At 72.1% G+C, this 13,174-nt stretch carries 11 protein-coding genes; 6 read left to right on the top strand and 5 right to left on the bottom strand.

Features of this window, described 5'->3' with window-relative positions:
- Nucleotides 1-86 precede the first annotated feature (86 nt).
- Nucleotides 87-1,400 carry an ROK family protein gene (locus ACTMTI_RS31265; RefSeq protein ID WP_441124219.1) on the top strand — a complete coding sequence of 438 codons (1,314 nt, stop codon included), beginning with the start codon at nt 87-89 and terminating at the stop codon, nt 1,398-1,400.
- 49 nt (nt 1,401-1,449) lie between these two features.
- Here the strand turns inward: ACTMTI_RS31265 and ACTMTI_RS31260 are convergent, their stop codons facing one another.
- Nucleotides 1,450-2,409: an amidohydrolase family protein gene (locus ACTMTI_RS31260; RefSeq protein WP_441124218.1), complete on the bottom strand. Its 960-nt coding sequence runs from the start codon at nt 2,407-2,409 to the stop codon at nt 1,450-1,452.
- A 121-nt stretch (nt 2,410-2,530) separates the two neighbouring features.
- Between ACTMTI_RS31260 and mhpA the strand changes: the two genes are divergently transcribed.
- From mhpA to ACTMTI_RS31235, 5 genes are read left to right on the top strand one after another with little or no spacing between them, the layout of a single operon-like run.
- Nucleotides 2,531-4,099: a bifunctional 3-(3-hydroxy-phenyl)propionate/3-hydroxycinnamic acid hydroxylase MhpA gene (mhpA, locus tag ACTMTI_RS31255; RefSeq protein WP_441124216.1), complete on the top strand. Its 1,569-nt coding sequence runs from the start codon at nt 2,531-2,533 to the stop codon at nt 4,097-4,099.
- A gap of 39 nt (nt 4,100-4,138) precedes the next feature.
- Nucleotides 4,139-5,395: an MFS transporter gene (locus tag ACTMTI_RS31250; protein ID WP_441124215.1), complete on the top strand. Its 1,257-nt coding sequence runs from the start codon at nt 4,139-4,141 to the stop codon at nt 5,393-5,395.
- Nucleotides 5,392-6,486, top strand: a complete 1,095-nt coding sequence (locus tag ACTMTI_RS31245) for a maleylacetate reductase (RefSeq protein WP_441124214.1) — start codon at nt 5,392-5,394, stop codon at nt 6,484-6,486. The genes ACTMTI_RS31250 and ACTMTI_RS31245 overlap by 4 nt, the downstream gene beginning before the upstream one ends.
- Nucleotides 6,483-7,379 carry a dioxygenase family protein gene (locus ACTMTI_RS31240; RefSeq protein WP_441124213.1) on the top strand — a complete coding sequence of 299 codons (897 nt, stop codon included), beginning with the start codon at nt 6,483-6,485 and terminating at the stop codon, nt 7,377-7,379. The genes ACTMTI_RS31245 and ACTMTI_RS31240 overlap by 4 nt, the downstream gene beginning before the upstream one ends.
- Nucleotides 7,380-7,390: 11 nt before the next feature.
- Entirely contained in the window at nt 7,391-8,305 is a 915-nt protein-coding gene (locus tag ACTMTI_RS31235; RefSeq protein ID WP_441124211.1) for an IclR family transcriptional regulator, read from the top strand.
- Between the two features lie 116 nt (nt 8,306-8,421).
- On the opposite strand, the gene ACTMTI_RS31230 is transcribed toward ACTMTI_RS31235, so the two are convergent.
- The 4 genes from ACTMTI_RS31230 to ACTMTI_RS31215 form a co-directional block, all read right to left on the bottom strand.
- Nucleotides 8,422-9,843 carry an arabinose isomerase gene (locus ACTMTI_RS31230; RefSeq protein WP_441124210.1) on the bottom strand — a complete coding sequence of 474 codons (1,422 nt, stop codon included), beginning with the start codon at nt 9,841-9,843 and terminating at the stop codon, nt 8,422-8,424.
- A gap of 17 nt (nt 9,844-9,860) precedes the next feature.
- The gene (locus ACTMTI_RS31225) at nt 9,861-10,748 is read right to left on the bottom strand and encodes a discoidin domain-containing protein (RefSeq protein WP_441124209.1); all 888 of its coding nucleotides are present in this window, start codon (nt 10,746-10,748) and stop codon (nt 9,861-9,863) included.
- Nucleotides 10,749-10,760: 12 nt separating this feature from the next.
- Nucleotides 10,761-12,329, bottom strand: coding sequence for an alkaline phosphatase D family protein (locus tag ACTMTI_RS31220; protein ID WP_441124208.1), 1,569 nt, complete (start codon nt 12,327-12,329; stop codon nt 10,761-10,763).
- A 93-nt stretch (nt 12,330-12,422) separates the two neighbouring features.
- Nucleotides 12,423-13,160, bottom strand: coding sequence for a DeoR/GlpR family DNA-binding transcription regulator (locus ACTMTI_RS31215; protein ID WP_441124207.1), 738 nt, complete (start codon nt 13,158-13,160; stop codon nt 12,423-12,425).
- Between the last annotated feature and the right edge of the window lie 14 nt (nt 13,161-13,174).

Here is a 13,174-nt window from a genome sequence, read left to right as displayed (position 1 = left end):
CCAGCGCCGGGGCAAGGATGCGTGACCCAACCGTTATCGCCGCCCCTGCGGTCATGCTCCGTTGCGGCTCACGAGGAGACAGGTCAGTGGCAACCACCAGCGATGCCCCGCTCGCCGGCACCGGCCGTGAAGTGGTCTGGCCGCTCGGCGACGACCCGGTCGCCCACGTGGGAGGCCCGGCCGCCTCCCCCGCGGTCGTCGGGGTGGGGGATCTGCGTGCCACCAACGCGGCGGCCGTGCTCGCCGCGGTCAGGTCGGCCGACCGGCCCCCTCGCCTGGCGACCCTGGCGCAGACCACCAAGCTGTCCCGCCCCACCGTCGAGGTGCTGGTCGACGATCTCATCGGCTGCGGCCTGATCGAAGAGGCCCCCGCGGCCCCGGGGCAGGGAATGCGCTCGCCCGGCCGCCCGGCCCGGCGCTTCCGGTTCCAGCCCAGGGCGGGCTTCGTGGTCGGGGTGGACGTACGCGCCCATGCGATCACCGCCTGCCTGGCGGACCTCGACGGCCGGTTGCTGACCGTCAAACGCCGGACGGTGCGGGCCGACCTCACCGGACGCACCCGCGCCGGCGCGGTGACCGCGACCATCCGCGACGCCATGGAGCAGGGCGGTGTCGGGGCCGGCCAGATCTGCGCGGCCACCATCGGCACACCCGGCCTGGTCGAAAGGGGCAACGCCCGCATCCGCTACGTCGATCACATGAAGACCTGGGCCGAGGTCGACATCGTGGCCGTGGTGGCGCAGGAACTCGGTTGCCCGGTCGCGGTGGAGAACGACGCGAACCTCGCCGCACTGGGCGAGCACTGGCGCGGTGTCGGCTCGGCGACCACCGAGATGCTGTTCATCCTGCTCGGCGAGCGGCTCGGCGCCGGGATCATCACGGGCGGGCGGCTGTTGCGCGGGCATCACGGCGCGGCCGGTGAGATCGGATTTCCGGGACGCAGCACGGCGGAAGGCCCAGGGCTCGGATCACCGGCCGGTCCGCGGGACGCTCATCAGGGCCGCGGCGGCGACCATCCGGGCGCGCCGGGCCGTCCCCACCGGGCCGCCACCAGCGCCGCGATGATCGCCGCCGCCGCGGACGGGGACGCCGACGCGGCCGGCGTGCTGGAATCGGTCGGGCAGCGGCTGGCCGAAGGCATCGCTCCGGTCCTGCTCGCGCTCGACCCCGCGGTGGTCGTCCTGGGGACCAGCCTGTTCCCCGAGCCCCGCCTGGCCCCGGCGGCGGAGCTGCTCCGCGGCGCGGCCGAGCGGCGCGCGGCCGGCCTGCTCGTCGATCCGCCCGAGTGGCGGCTGTCGGTTCTCGGGGACCAGGCGATCCTCACCGGAGCCGTCCGCTTCGCGCTCGCCGCGGTCGAGCGCATCCTGCTCACGAAGCCGACGAGCCTGTTCGAGACCTAGATCCCCGGCGGTCGAGCGGGGGCGCAGGTCGAAAGCCGGGACGGCCGCCTCACAGCTTGAGCAGCCGCTCGGCGTTCTGGTGGCTGATCTTCGCTCGGTCCGACTCGCTGATGGGGGCGGTGTCGAGGAAGGCGGCGGCTTCGGCGATGTCCTCGAAGGGATAGTCGCTGCCGAACAGGATGTGGTCGGCGCCGAGGGCCAGCATGGCGCACAGCAGGGGCGGCGGCGAGCAGACGCCGCTGGTGGTGATGTAGAGGTTGCGGCGCAGATACTCCGAAGGCTTGCCCAAAGCCAGCTCGATGCCGTGGTGGTTGTGGAAGCCCCAGCGCGAGTCGAGCCGCCACAGCGCGTACGGCAGGCCCTCCCCCATGTGGCCCAGCAGCAGTTTCGCGTTGGGGAAGTCGTCGAAGACGCCCCCGAAGACCAGCCGCAGCACGTGCGCGGCGGTGTCGGTGCCCCAGCTCCACATGGGGCCGACGAGCTCGGGATGGCCCGACAGCACGTGCGGGACGTCGAAGCCGTTGGCCGGGTGCAGGTACAGCGGCACGTCGAGGCCCTCGGCGTACTCCCACACCACACGCAGGGAGGGGTCGTCCAGGTAGCGGCCCTGGGTGTGCGCGTTGACCAGCGCGCCGCGCATGCCGAGCTGGGTGACGGCGCGCTCCAGCTCCTTGGCCGCCGCCTGCGGGTCCTGCAGCGGCAGCGCCGCGAAGCCGGCGAAGCGCGTCGGGTGCTCGGCGACGACGCCGGTGAGGAAGTCGTTCACCGCCGCCGCGCGCGACACGGCGACCGCCGGGTCGGTCTCGGCCTGGATGCCCGGTGAGTTGAGTGACAGCACCTGGACGTCGACGCCTGCCGCGTCCATCGCCGGCAGGCGCTCGTCCGCGAGGTCCAGCAGCCGCCGCGAGGCCTCTCGCCAGGCTCCGGGCTGGGCGATCGTGGACGTCCCGGCCCCGTAGGCGACCAGTTCCTCGGTGACGAAGTGTTCCTCCAGGCCGATCTTACGCATCCGCGTTCCTCCTGGTCGCTCATGTTTCGTTTTCATCATTGTGCATTGACTTCATCAATGATGGAAATTACCTTGAGCCCATGTCAAGCTCACAACACGTGGTGATCGAGGGGACACGCTCGTGAACGCGGATGTCGCGGTAGTGGGATACGGGCCGGTCGGGATGGCGATGGCCGCCCTGCTGGCCCAGGCCGGGCACCGGGTCATCGTCCTGGAGCGGTACGCCGGGCTGTACAACCTGCCACGTGCCGCGATCTTCGACGACGAGACGATGCGTACCCTGGACAAGCTCGGCGTGGCCGAGGAGTTGCTGCCGAAGGTGCGGGTGCAGCGCAACTACGAGTGGTGCGACGCCGACGGCGAGCTGCTCATCGAGGTGGACTACGCCGAGACCGGACGCAGCGGCTGGGCCGAGTGGTACATGATGTACCAGCCCGACCTCGAGGAGGCCCTCGATCGCGTCTGCCGAAGCTTCCCGCACGTGGAGATCAGGCACGCGACGCCGGTGACGGGGCTGGAGCAGACCGCGGACGGCGTCGTGCTCACCGTCGACGGCCCCGACGGCCCCGGCACCGTGACCGTGGGCCACGTCGTGGCGTGTGACGGCGGCAACAGCTTCGTCCGCCGGGCGCTCGGCGTCGGCCAGGACGACTACGGGTTCTCCGAGCCGTGGATGGTCTGCGACTTCCGGCTGCGGCGGGCGGTCGAGCTGCCGACGGCGCGCCAGGTCGGCGATCCCCGGCAGCCCACCTCGATCATCTCGCTCGGTCCGGCACACCACCGGTTCAGCTTCATGCTCGACTCGGAGGACGACTTCGCGATCGAGCGCGACCCCGAGCTGGTGTGGGCGCGGGTCGCGGCGTACCTCGGTCCGCAGGACGCGGACCTGATCAGAGTCGCCACCTACACCTTCCGCTCGCTGATCGCGCACCAGTGGCGGATCGGGCGGATCCTGCTCGCCGGAGACGCCGCCCACCAGATGCCCCCGTTCCTCGGGCAGGGCATGTGCTCGGGCATCCGGGACGCGCAGAATCTCGCCTTCAAACTGGACCTGATCCTGACCGGGCGGGCCGGCGCGGACTTGCTCGACACCTACCAGGCCGAGCGGAAGCCGCACGTTCGAGCGGTCGTCGAGAAGGGGATCGAGCTCGGCCGGCTGCAGACGATCCGTGACCCGGCGGCGGCCGCCGCGCGTAACCAGGAGCTGCAGGCGCGGCGGCGCGGACAGGAGAAGATCCGCTTTCCCGGTCTGGCGACGGGTTTCCTGGCGACGGCGTCGGCGGCCGGGCGGGGCGAGCTGTCGGTGCAGGGCGCGGTCGGCGACGGGTCCCGCCGCGGGCGCTTCGACGAGATCGCGGGCCGCGGGTTCAGCCTGCTGGTGACCGAACCGATCCGGCAAGACCTTGATCGCGCCGGCCTGGTGGCCGCGCTGGAGGCCGCCGGCGTCCGCGTCGTCGCCCTGACCTGGCAGCCGGAGCCGGCCGCCGGCGGCGATGGCGTGGCCGATGTGGACGGCACGTATCGCAGGTGGTTCGCCGAGCACGACTGCTCCGCCATCGCCGTCCGTCCCGACTTCTACGTCTTCGGCACCGCCCGTGACGCGGCACCCGCCCGGGTCCTCGCGCGCGAACTCCTCAGCGCTCTCGGCGCCGGAACGGCCGTACCGGCCGGCGCGTCCCACAGCCTCTGAATCTCCCAACTCCCCCTGCGACACACGGCTGGAGCGGCCATGCAGACCAACCCCACAACCGCCCGACGAACGCTTCCCGAAAAGACCATGCTCGTCGTGGTCGCCGTCTTCGCCGCCCTGGAGGGTTACGACCTCGCCTGTTACGGCGTCACGGTGCCCTCGATGCTCGCCGACCGAGATCTGGGCGGCGACGCGGGGACGGCGGGGACGGTCGGATCCCTGGTGGCCGTCGGCATGATGATCGGCGCGGCCCTCGCCGGCGCGGCGATCGGCCGCCTGGGCCCGCGCCGGCTGCTGCTGGCCGGGGCGGGAGCGTTCTCCGCAGGCATGCTCGCGTGCGCCGTCGCGCCCGGCTTCGCCGTGTTCGGGGCGGCACGGCTGATCGTGGGGGTCGGGCTCGGAGTGGTGCTGCCGACCCTGACCGCGTACGTGGCCGACCTGTCCGAGCCGGGACGGCGCAGCCGCAACGTCGGGCTCATGATGTCGGGGTACGCCCTCGGCGCCCTGCTCGCCCCGCTGCTGGGCGCGGTGCTGCTGCCGCACGCGTCGTGGCACTGGATCTACGTCATCGGTGCGGCGCCCGCGCTGGTGCTGCTCCCGGTGGCCGCGCGGATCCTGCCGGAGAGTCCCGTCCACGCCGATCGCACCGACCGGCCCGCGGCGCGTCAGGACCTGTTCGGCCTGCGGCCCCTGCTCTCCCCCGGCACCCGCACGGTGACCCTGCTGTTCTGGGTGGCGTCCTTCTGCGGGCTGCTGCTGGTCTTCGGCATCAGCACCTGGCTGCCCACCATCATGAGGGCCAGCGGCTACTCGCTCGGCTCGGCGCTGCTGCAGACCGCCGCGATGTGGGTGGGCGCCGGGCTCGGCATGATCGCCGGAGGGCGGATCGCCGACGGGATCGGGATCAAGCCGGTCGTGTCGGCCGCCTTCCTGGTCGGATCGATCAGCCTGATCGCGATGAGCACGCGGCCCGCGATCGTGCTGCTGTTCCTGCTGATGTTCGTGAGCGGTCTCGGGTTCATCGGCTCGCAGGTGATGACCAACGCGTTCATCGTCGCCCGTTACCCGGAGGACGTCCGCGGAGCGGGGATCGGCTGGGCGCTGTCGGTCGGGCGGCTCGGCGCCATCCTGGGGCCGTCCATGGGCGGCTGGATCCTCTCCTCGCAGCTCGGCGTGGAGTGGAACTTCTATCTCTTCGCGATCCCCGGCCTGGTGGGCGCGACGGCGGCCGCGCTCATTCCCCTGGCGCGCACCGCCCGCGGCACCGCCCAGGTCGCACCGGAGGGTGCGGGATGAGGCCGTTCACCTACGAGACGCCCGCCGCCCGCGTCGTCTTCGGCCCCGGCTGCGCCGGGGGCGCGCTGGCCGAGGAGATCGAGCGCCTCGGCGCACGCCGCGTGCTGCTCGTGACCACGCCGCGCAACGCCGCGCCCGCCGCCGGGCCGACCAGGCCGCCGCACGTGGTGGCCGTCTTCGACGGCGTGCGCGAGCACGTACCCGTGGAGACGGTGGACCAGGCGGTCGCGCTGGCGGCGCGGACGGGCACGGACGCGCTGCTGAGCGTCGGGGGCGGCGCCGCGACCGGCACGGCCAAGGCGATCGCGTTGCGGACGTCGCTGCCGATCGTGGCCGTGCCCACCACGTACGCCGGTTCCGAGGTGACGCCCGTCTGGGGCACGACCGAGGGCGCGCGCAAGACCACGGGCCGATCCCCGCTCGTCGTGCCGAAGACCGTGCTGTACGACCCCGCCCTGACCATGAGCCTGCCGGCGGCGACGACCGCCGCCAGCGCGATGAACGCGATGGCGCACTGCGTCGAGGCGTTCTACGCGCCCGGCGCCAACCCGATCACCGACCTCGTCGCCGCCGAAGGGGTACGGGTGATCGCCGACGCGCTGCCCGCGGTCATGGCCGACCTCGGCGACCCGGCCGGGCGTGCCGGGCTGCTGTACGGCGCCTACCTGGCCGGATCGGCGTTCGCCGCCGCCGGGTCCGGGCTGCATCACAAGATCTGCCACGTGCTGGGCGGCGCCTTCGGCCTGCCGCACGCCGAGACGCACACGGTGCTGCTCCCCCACGTGGCCGCGTTCAACGAGCCCGCGGTGCCCGCCCTGCGCACGCGGGTGGCCCCGGCACTCGGCGGCGTCGACGTCGCCGACGGGCTCGCCCGGCTCGCGGCCCGGATCGGCGCCCCGGTCTCGCTGGCCCAGATCGGGCTGGCGCAGGGCGATCTGGACACGGCCATCAAGCTCGTCCTGGAGCAGGACCTCGGCGGCAACCCGCGGCCCGTGGGCGAGCCCGAGGTACGCAGGATCCTGACCGGCGCCCTGCACGGGCGCCCGCCCGCCACGACAGCACAGCCCGCCACACGAGGAGTATCGCCATGACCATGTGGACGAGCGACCCGGCCGCCCTGCCCACGGCCGACCGGACGCTCACCGACCGGGTGCTGAAGAGCTTCGACGCGGCCCCCTCCGCCAGGCTCGGCGAAGTCATGCGCAGCCTGGTCGCCCATCTGCACGCCTTCGCCTCCGACGTGCGGCTCACCGAGGAGGAGTGGGCCGCCGCGGTCTCGTTCCTCACCCGTGCGGGCCAGATCAGCGATGACCGGCGCCAGGAGCTGATCCTGCTCTCCGACGTGCTGGGGCTGTCGATGCTCGTCATCGGGATGAACCACCCGGTGAGCGAGACCGCTACCGCCTCCACCGTGGTCGGCCCGTTCTTCGTCGAGGATTCGCCCGAGTTCGCCAACGGCGACGACATCTCCGGTGGAGCCGGTGGAGAGCCGTGCTTCTACTCCGGGCGGGTGCTCTCGGCGGCGGGCACGCCGATCCCCGGGGCCAGGATCGACGTCTGGCACGCCGACGACGAGGGCAATTACGACGTGCAGTACGCGGAGCTCGACGGGGCCCAGGGCCGGGGCCGCCTGCGCTCCGCGGCCGACGGCCGGTACTGGTTCTCCTCCGTGCTGCCGGTGCCGTACCCGATCCCGCACGACGGCCCGGTCGGCGACCTGCTCACCGCCGCCGAGCGCGACTCGATGCGACCGGCGCACATGCACTTCAGGGTGAGCGCCCCGGGCTTCGCCACACTGACCACCCATGTCTTCGTGGCGGGAGATCCCTACCTCGGCTTCGACGCCGTCTTCGGGGAGCGGGATTCGCTGGTGGGGGCGTTCGTCCGGCATGATCCCGGCGTGGCTCCGGACGGCCGCGTCCGCGATGCCGCCTTCTTCACCATGGAATTCGACTTCGTGCTGGACGTCGCCGACTCCGTATAGTTTTCGCGTACGTGGACCGGATTCGCGTGGGGCGGGGCATGGTGAGCGACCTAGAGCATGTCGGTGACGAGGAGAGCTCGGGCCGGTCCGCGTCACGTCAGGGCATCCAGTCGGTCGAGATCGCCATGACCGTGCTGCTGGCGCTGGAGCGGAGCGCGGGGCCGGCGAGCCTGACGCAGATCGCGGCGCTCAGCGGCATGCAACCCAGCAAGGCGCATCGCTACCTGGTGAGCCTGAGCCGGGTCGGGCTGGTCTCCCAGTCGCCCAGCTCCGGCCTCTACGACCTGGGCCCGGCGATGCGGCGGCTCGGCGCCGAGGCGCTACGCAGGATGGACGAGGTCGGCCTGGCCTCCGAACACCTGCCGGGGCTGCGCGACCGCACCAAGCACGCGGTCAACCTCGCGGTATGGGGCGACCACGGCCCCGTGATCGTCCGCTGGGACTACGGCTCCTACGCGCTGCCCATCACCGTACGGGTGGGCGCGACGCTCCCCATGCTGTCCTCCTCGGTCGGCCGCGTCTACCTCACCCACCTGCCCAGGACGCTGACCGACCCGGTGATCCGCACCCAGGACGCGACCGCCGACCAGCGGCTCACCGACGAGGAGATCGAGCGCATCACGGCCGACGTGCGCCGCGACGGCGTCGCCATCACCTCCGGCGGCGTGATCCCGGGAGTCACCTCCGTGGCCGCACCGGTGTTCACCACCGGGCAGTCGCTGCCGCTGGCGGTCGCGATCGCGCTGCCGGCGCGGATAGCGACGCAGGCCGTCCTGCGTAACGTGTCCGCCGAGCTGCTCAAGACCACCAGGGCGATCTCCGCCGAGCTGGGACACCAGCCCGCCGCCGAGCCGCTCGCCGCCAACGGCCGCGCCCAGGCGAAAACCGGCCAGCGTGGCACGCGCCCCGCGCGGAACCAGACCTGAGACGTTTCCGGGCGGCGGCCGTGGAGAGGCCACGACCGCCGCCCGGCGTCTTGAAGCGGATCTCGTAGACCAGAACGCCCTCGCAGCGCACTGACGCGGCGCTGTCGTGCGCCGTCTCACTGGATGTGCGTCATCTCCACGCCCACGAGGTCGGCCACCGCACGCAGGTCGGCCGCGCGATGGCCGGTGCCGAGCGCCCAGTGGTGGGAGATGCCGCTGGCGCTCCACGCGTCGGTCCATTCACCCGGGTCGCGGCCGAAGTCCACCCGGGAGGTGGTGTTGCCGATCTGCAGCAGCGGGCCGGACACGACCTCGCCTTCCGAGACGACGAACCCGTACCTGCCGTCCCGCGCCTGCCGCAGCCCGAACGCGGTGACCGGGCCCCGCGTCACGTCGAACTCGACCGACACGCCCCACCCGCGTTTGCCGTGGTAGACGCCGAGTCCGCGCAGCAGCGGGCGGCGGGAACTGATCGCCAGGTGGGCGGGCCCGTCGTGCCCCATCTCCACGTGGCCGCGGGCGAAGTCGAGCGCCTGCAACTCGGTGAAGGAGCCGCCGCCGCCCAGCCGATCCATGATCAGCATGGCCAGGCTGGTGCGCAGTTCGTACTCGCCGGCCGCCGGGATGCCGCGGGCCGTGAGCAGGGACGCGCCGAGGATCATGCCCGCGCCGAGCCGCTCGTGGATCTCGCCGTCCAGCCCCCGGTGGTAGTAGGCCAGGCTGTCCAGCTCGAAGTCCTCGACCAGGCGGTCCAGGCCGACCGACACGCGGGCCGCCCACGACAGGTCCTCCTCGTTCACCGAGTCCGCCAGCTCGAACACCTCACGGGCCAGCTTGATCCGGTCGGCGGTCTCGTCGTCGGTGACCTTCTCCACGCGTACCCGCAGGTCGTCGAACTCCAGCACCTCCACGTGCCCGCCGAAGTTCGCGCTGACCAGCGTGAGATCGGTGGCCACGTCCAGCATGCCCGGGTAGAGGTGGCCCATGAGGCCGTGCCGCCCCCGGCGCAGCGCGGCGCGCACGCCCGCCGCGCGCACCCACCTGCCGATCCGGTCCCACGCCCGCTCGTCCTCCAGGTAGCCGGAGACCGAGCGGAAGGGGATGCCGCAGCGGGTGAACGCGTTGGCCATCTCGGGCAGCGGGCAGGCGCCGCAGTACGCCAGCCACTGGCCGGTGTCGAAGGAGGCGTGATCCATCGACTCGGTGGGCTGCAGGTTGATCAGCAGCACGGGCGCGCCGCTGCGCTGCGCGATCGGCACGAGCATGGTGGCCGTCATGTACGTGGTGAGGAAGCCGACGATGAGGTCGCACCCGGCCGCGCGCAGTTTCTCGGCCGCCGCCGCGCCGTCCTGGGCGTCGGAGATGAAGCCGACGTCCACCACCTCGCAATCCAGCGCCCTCATCCGCTCGGCCACCCGGGCCGACGAGCGCTGGAGCTGCGGCAACAGGTCCGGGAACTGGGGCCAGTACGCCCCCAGCCCGCCGGCGACCAGTCCTACCTTGGTGCGCTGCGGGGTGATGCGGGTGAACGTGTCCACCGGGGTGCTCCCTTCGTTCAGCGGACTTCGACCTCGATGATCCGCGTGTAGTCGTTGGCGCCGTTCGAGGCGAGCGCGACGATGCGGACCGCGTCCGCGGTGACGGGCGCGAAGTCCGAGCGCGCGCTGCCCGCGGTGTTGCCGCGTACCTGGGCGACCGTCTGCCACTGGCCGCCGGCCTGCGCCTGGACGTCCCAGTCGCGCACCCCGTACCTCGCGGCGGGATAGCGCTCGGTGTCCAGCGTGTACAGGTCCACGCGGGAGATCTGCCTGGCTCCGCCCAGCGCGATGCTGACCGTGTCCGGCCAGGCCCGGGCGGTGGCGTCGTTCCAGCCGTTGCCGCCGGCCCAGCCGTTGGAGGAGCGGTCGCCGTCGGCGACGCTGCACGGCGGGTAGTTGGCGTTGACGTGCTGGGAGGAGGCGGTGACCGGGCGGCGCAGGGCCAGGTTGCCGCCGTTGTCGAGGCGGTCCACGGGCAGGACGTCGACCGGCACGGACAGCGTTTTCGCGGAGGTGCGCAGGCGCAGGCCGTACGCGCCTTCCTTGGTGCCGGGCGGGACGGCGACCAGGAGTTTCGCGCCGAGCTCGTAGCCGGGCGGCAGGTAGCTGGTCAGCATGGAGCGCGAGGCCGTCAGCGGCGCGTCGATCTCGACCTGCATGGTGGCGTACAGAGGCTTCTTCGCGTCGCTGCGCAGGCCGATCTCGATCTTGGCGGGGCAGGCGGGGTCCACGCCGAGCGGGGCGACCAGCCGGTCCGCGCCGGCGATCGGGGTCAGCTCGCCGGTGCCCTTGGAGGCGCCGGGCTTGACCTTGACGGACACCGCCGAGGGGGGTTCGGGGTCCCAGGCGGCGGCGGTGAGCGTGGCGGTGGCGACGAGCGCGAGCGCGGCGGTGAGGTGGCGCATGATCGGTCCTTCCTAGAGCGCGTGCAGGCCGGGGACGCCGTCGAGGGTGACGAGGCTCGCCCTCGTGGAGACCGGCGCGCCGGGCCGGTCCACGTACGGGACGACCTTGAAGTCGGCCCGCCACTGGCTTCGGGTGACCTCGCAGGAGACGTAGCCGCGCTGGTAGCTGGAGAACCTGAGGTGCGGGTTGACCGGGTCGCTGCCGCCCGGCGGCAGGCCCGTGGCGGCGTTGCCGTTGCCGCCGCTGCTGATGGACGTGCCGACGAACTCCACCCCGACCGTGCGCGAGGCGGGGTCGTCGAAGTTCGCCTTGAGCTCGCCCGCCAGGTTGTAGTGGATGTCGCCGGTCAGCACCACGGGGTTGCTGACCTGGCGGTCGATCATGCCGTTGAGCACGCGGTCCTTGGCGGCCTTGTAGCCGTCCCAGAGGTCCATGCTGAGCCGCTGGGCGGGGCCCGCGTCGAAGTCGAGCTGCATCATGGCGATCTGCTGGGTCAGCACGTTCCACTTGGCGCGGGAGGCGCCCAGGCCGTCGAGCAGCCACTTCTCCTGCTCGGCGCCGAGCATCTGCCTGGCCGGGTCGAGGCGGGCGGCGCAGTCCACCTGCTGCCCGTCGCCGCACACCTGGTCGTCGCGGTACTGCCGGGTGTCGAGCACGTTGAACTCCGCCAGGTCGCCGAAGGTGAACCTGCGGTGGATCCGGGCGTCCGGGCCCTGCACGGCGGGCACCCGGACGGGCATGTTCTCCCAGAAGGCGCGGAAGGCGTTGGCGCGGATCACCAGGTAGTCCTGCTCGGTCACCTCGCCGCCCGGACCGTGGGGGCCCGCCCAGTTGTCGAGCACCTCGTGGTCGTCCCAGGTGACGATCCACGGCGCCCGCTGGTGCGCGGCTTGGAGGTCGGGGTCGCTCTTGTAGAGGCCGTACTGGATGCGGTAGCGGTCGAGGGTGTCGCACTGCACGCGGAACTGCTCGGGCACGGGCGTGTTGCGGTTTCCGCCGGTCGGCACGATGCCGTACTCGTAGATGTAGTCCCCGAGGTGGAACACCACGTCGGGCTGCTCGTCGGCGAGGTGGCGGTAGGCGCTGTAGTAGCCGTCCTGCCACGACGCGCACGAGGCGAAGGCGAGGCGCAGCGCGTCGGGGCTGCTCCCGGGGGCGGGCGCGGTCTTGGTGCGGCCGACGGGGCTGATCTCGCCGCCGGCGCGGAAACGGTAGAAGTACTCGCGGCCCGGCCGCAGGCCCTTGGCGTCCACGTGCACGGAATGGCCGTACTCGGGGGTGGCCCAGGCGGCGCCGTGCCGGACGCGCCGCGTGAACGCCTCGTCCTCGGCGATCTCCCAGTCAACCTGGATCTTGTTGTACGGCAGCCCGCCGAGCGGCTCCAGCGGCCGGACGGCCAGCCGCGTCCAGAGGATCACCCGATCGGGCAGCGGATCGCCCGAGGCGACGCCGAGCTGGAAGGGGTAGTCGCCCTTCACGGTCGCGTGCGCGGTCCACGGGTCGGCCAGGTCGGTGGTGAAGGCCAGAGCGAGCGCGGCGCCGCCGAGCCCGAATAAGGATCGGCGCGAGGGTCGATGCATGCTGCTTCCTAAGCTGGAGGGCGAAAGCCCTCACTTTGTAGCAAGCAGGCAAGCTCTTAACAAGATGTGAGTTACAAATAACGGCCAACAGGGTTACATCTGCGCGACCTCGACGTGCGCATGACGGTCCCGGAGCCGCTGGAGCCGGTCGGCCGGGGCGTTGGAGTCGACCACGATGACGTCGAAATCGTCGAGCGGCGCGACCCGGTGCAGCGCCACCCGGGCCAGTTTGGAGCCGTCCACGGCCAGGATGCGGCGGGCGCCGGAACGCAGCATGGCCCGCTTCACCAGGACGATCTCCTGCTCCTGGTGGAAGGCGTACTGGTCGGAGATGGCCGAGGTGGAGACCACGACCACGTCGGTGCTCACCGCCTCGACCGCGTCCACGCAGCCCACGCCGAGAAAGGAGTCATGGGTGGCGTGATATTCGCCGCCGAGCACGATCAGGCGGATGTCCCGGTCGCCGGCGAGCAGCCTGATCGCCTCCATGAAGTTCGTCACCACGGTCAGCGGCGCCAGCTCGCGCAGGCGGCGGGCCACGGCCAGGGCCGTCGTGGAGTCGTCGAGCATGACCGAGCTGCCCGGCTCGATCAGCCCGGCCACCACCTGGGCGATCGCGTCCTTCTCGGCCGTGTGGGCCTTGAGCCGGTAGGCGATGTTGCTCTCCCACACGTTGCTGGCCTGGGCGGTGGCGCCGCCGCGCACCTTGCGCACCATGCCCTGGCGTTCCAGCTCGTCGAGGTCGCGGTGGACGGTCATCACGCTCACGCCGAAGTTCTCGGCGAGCTCTGTCACAGAGGCGGAGCCCTGGCGCACGATGTGCTCGGTCATGCCGTGCCATCGAG

Source organism: Nonomuraea sp. H19 (assembly GCF_052068215.1).
Lineage (GTDB): Bacteria > Actinomycetota > Actinomycetes > Streptosporangiales > Streptosporangiaceae > Nonomuraea.
This window is presented reverse-complemented; position numbering and strand designations above follow the sequence as displayed.

What these genes read in the sequence shown, in the direction of transcription:
- ACTMTI_RS31220 (WP_441124208.1), bottom strand. Translation starts at nt 12,329, where the DNA reads ATGCATCGACCCTCGCGCCGATCCTTATTCGGGCTCGGCGGCGCCGCG.
- ACTMTI_RS31215 (WP_441124207.1), bottom strand. Translation starts at nt 13,160, where the DNA reads ATGACCGAGCACATCGTGCGCCAGGGCTCCGCCTCTGTGACAGAGCTC.
- ACTMTI_RS31240 (WP_441124213.1), top strand. Translation starts at nt 6,483, where the DNA reads ATGACCATGTGGACGAGCGACCCGGCCGCCCTGCCCACGGCCGACCGG.
- ACTMTI_RS31225 (WP_441124209.1), bottom strand. Translation starts at nt 10,748, where the DNA reads ATGCGCCACCTCACCGCCGCGCTCGCGCTCGTCGCCACCGCCACGCTC.
- ACTMTI_RS31260 (WP_441124218.1), bottom strand. Translation starts at nt 2,409, where the DNA reads ATGCGTAAGATCGGCCTGGAGGAACACTTCGTCACCGAGGAACTGGTC.
- ACTMTI_RS31250 (WP_441124215.1), top strand. Translation starts at nt 4,139, where the DNA reads ATGCAGACCAACCCCACAACCGCCCGACGAACGCTTCCCGAAAAGACC.
- ACTMTI_RS31245 (WP_441124214.1), top strand. Translation starts at nt 5,392, where the DNA reads ATGAGGCCGTTCACCTACGAGACGCCCGCCGCCCGCGTCGTCTTCGGC.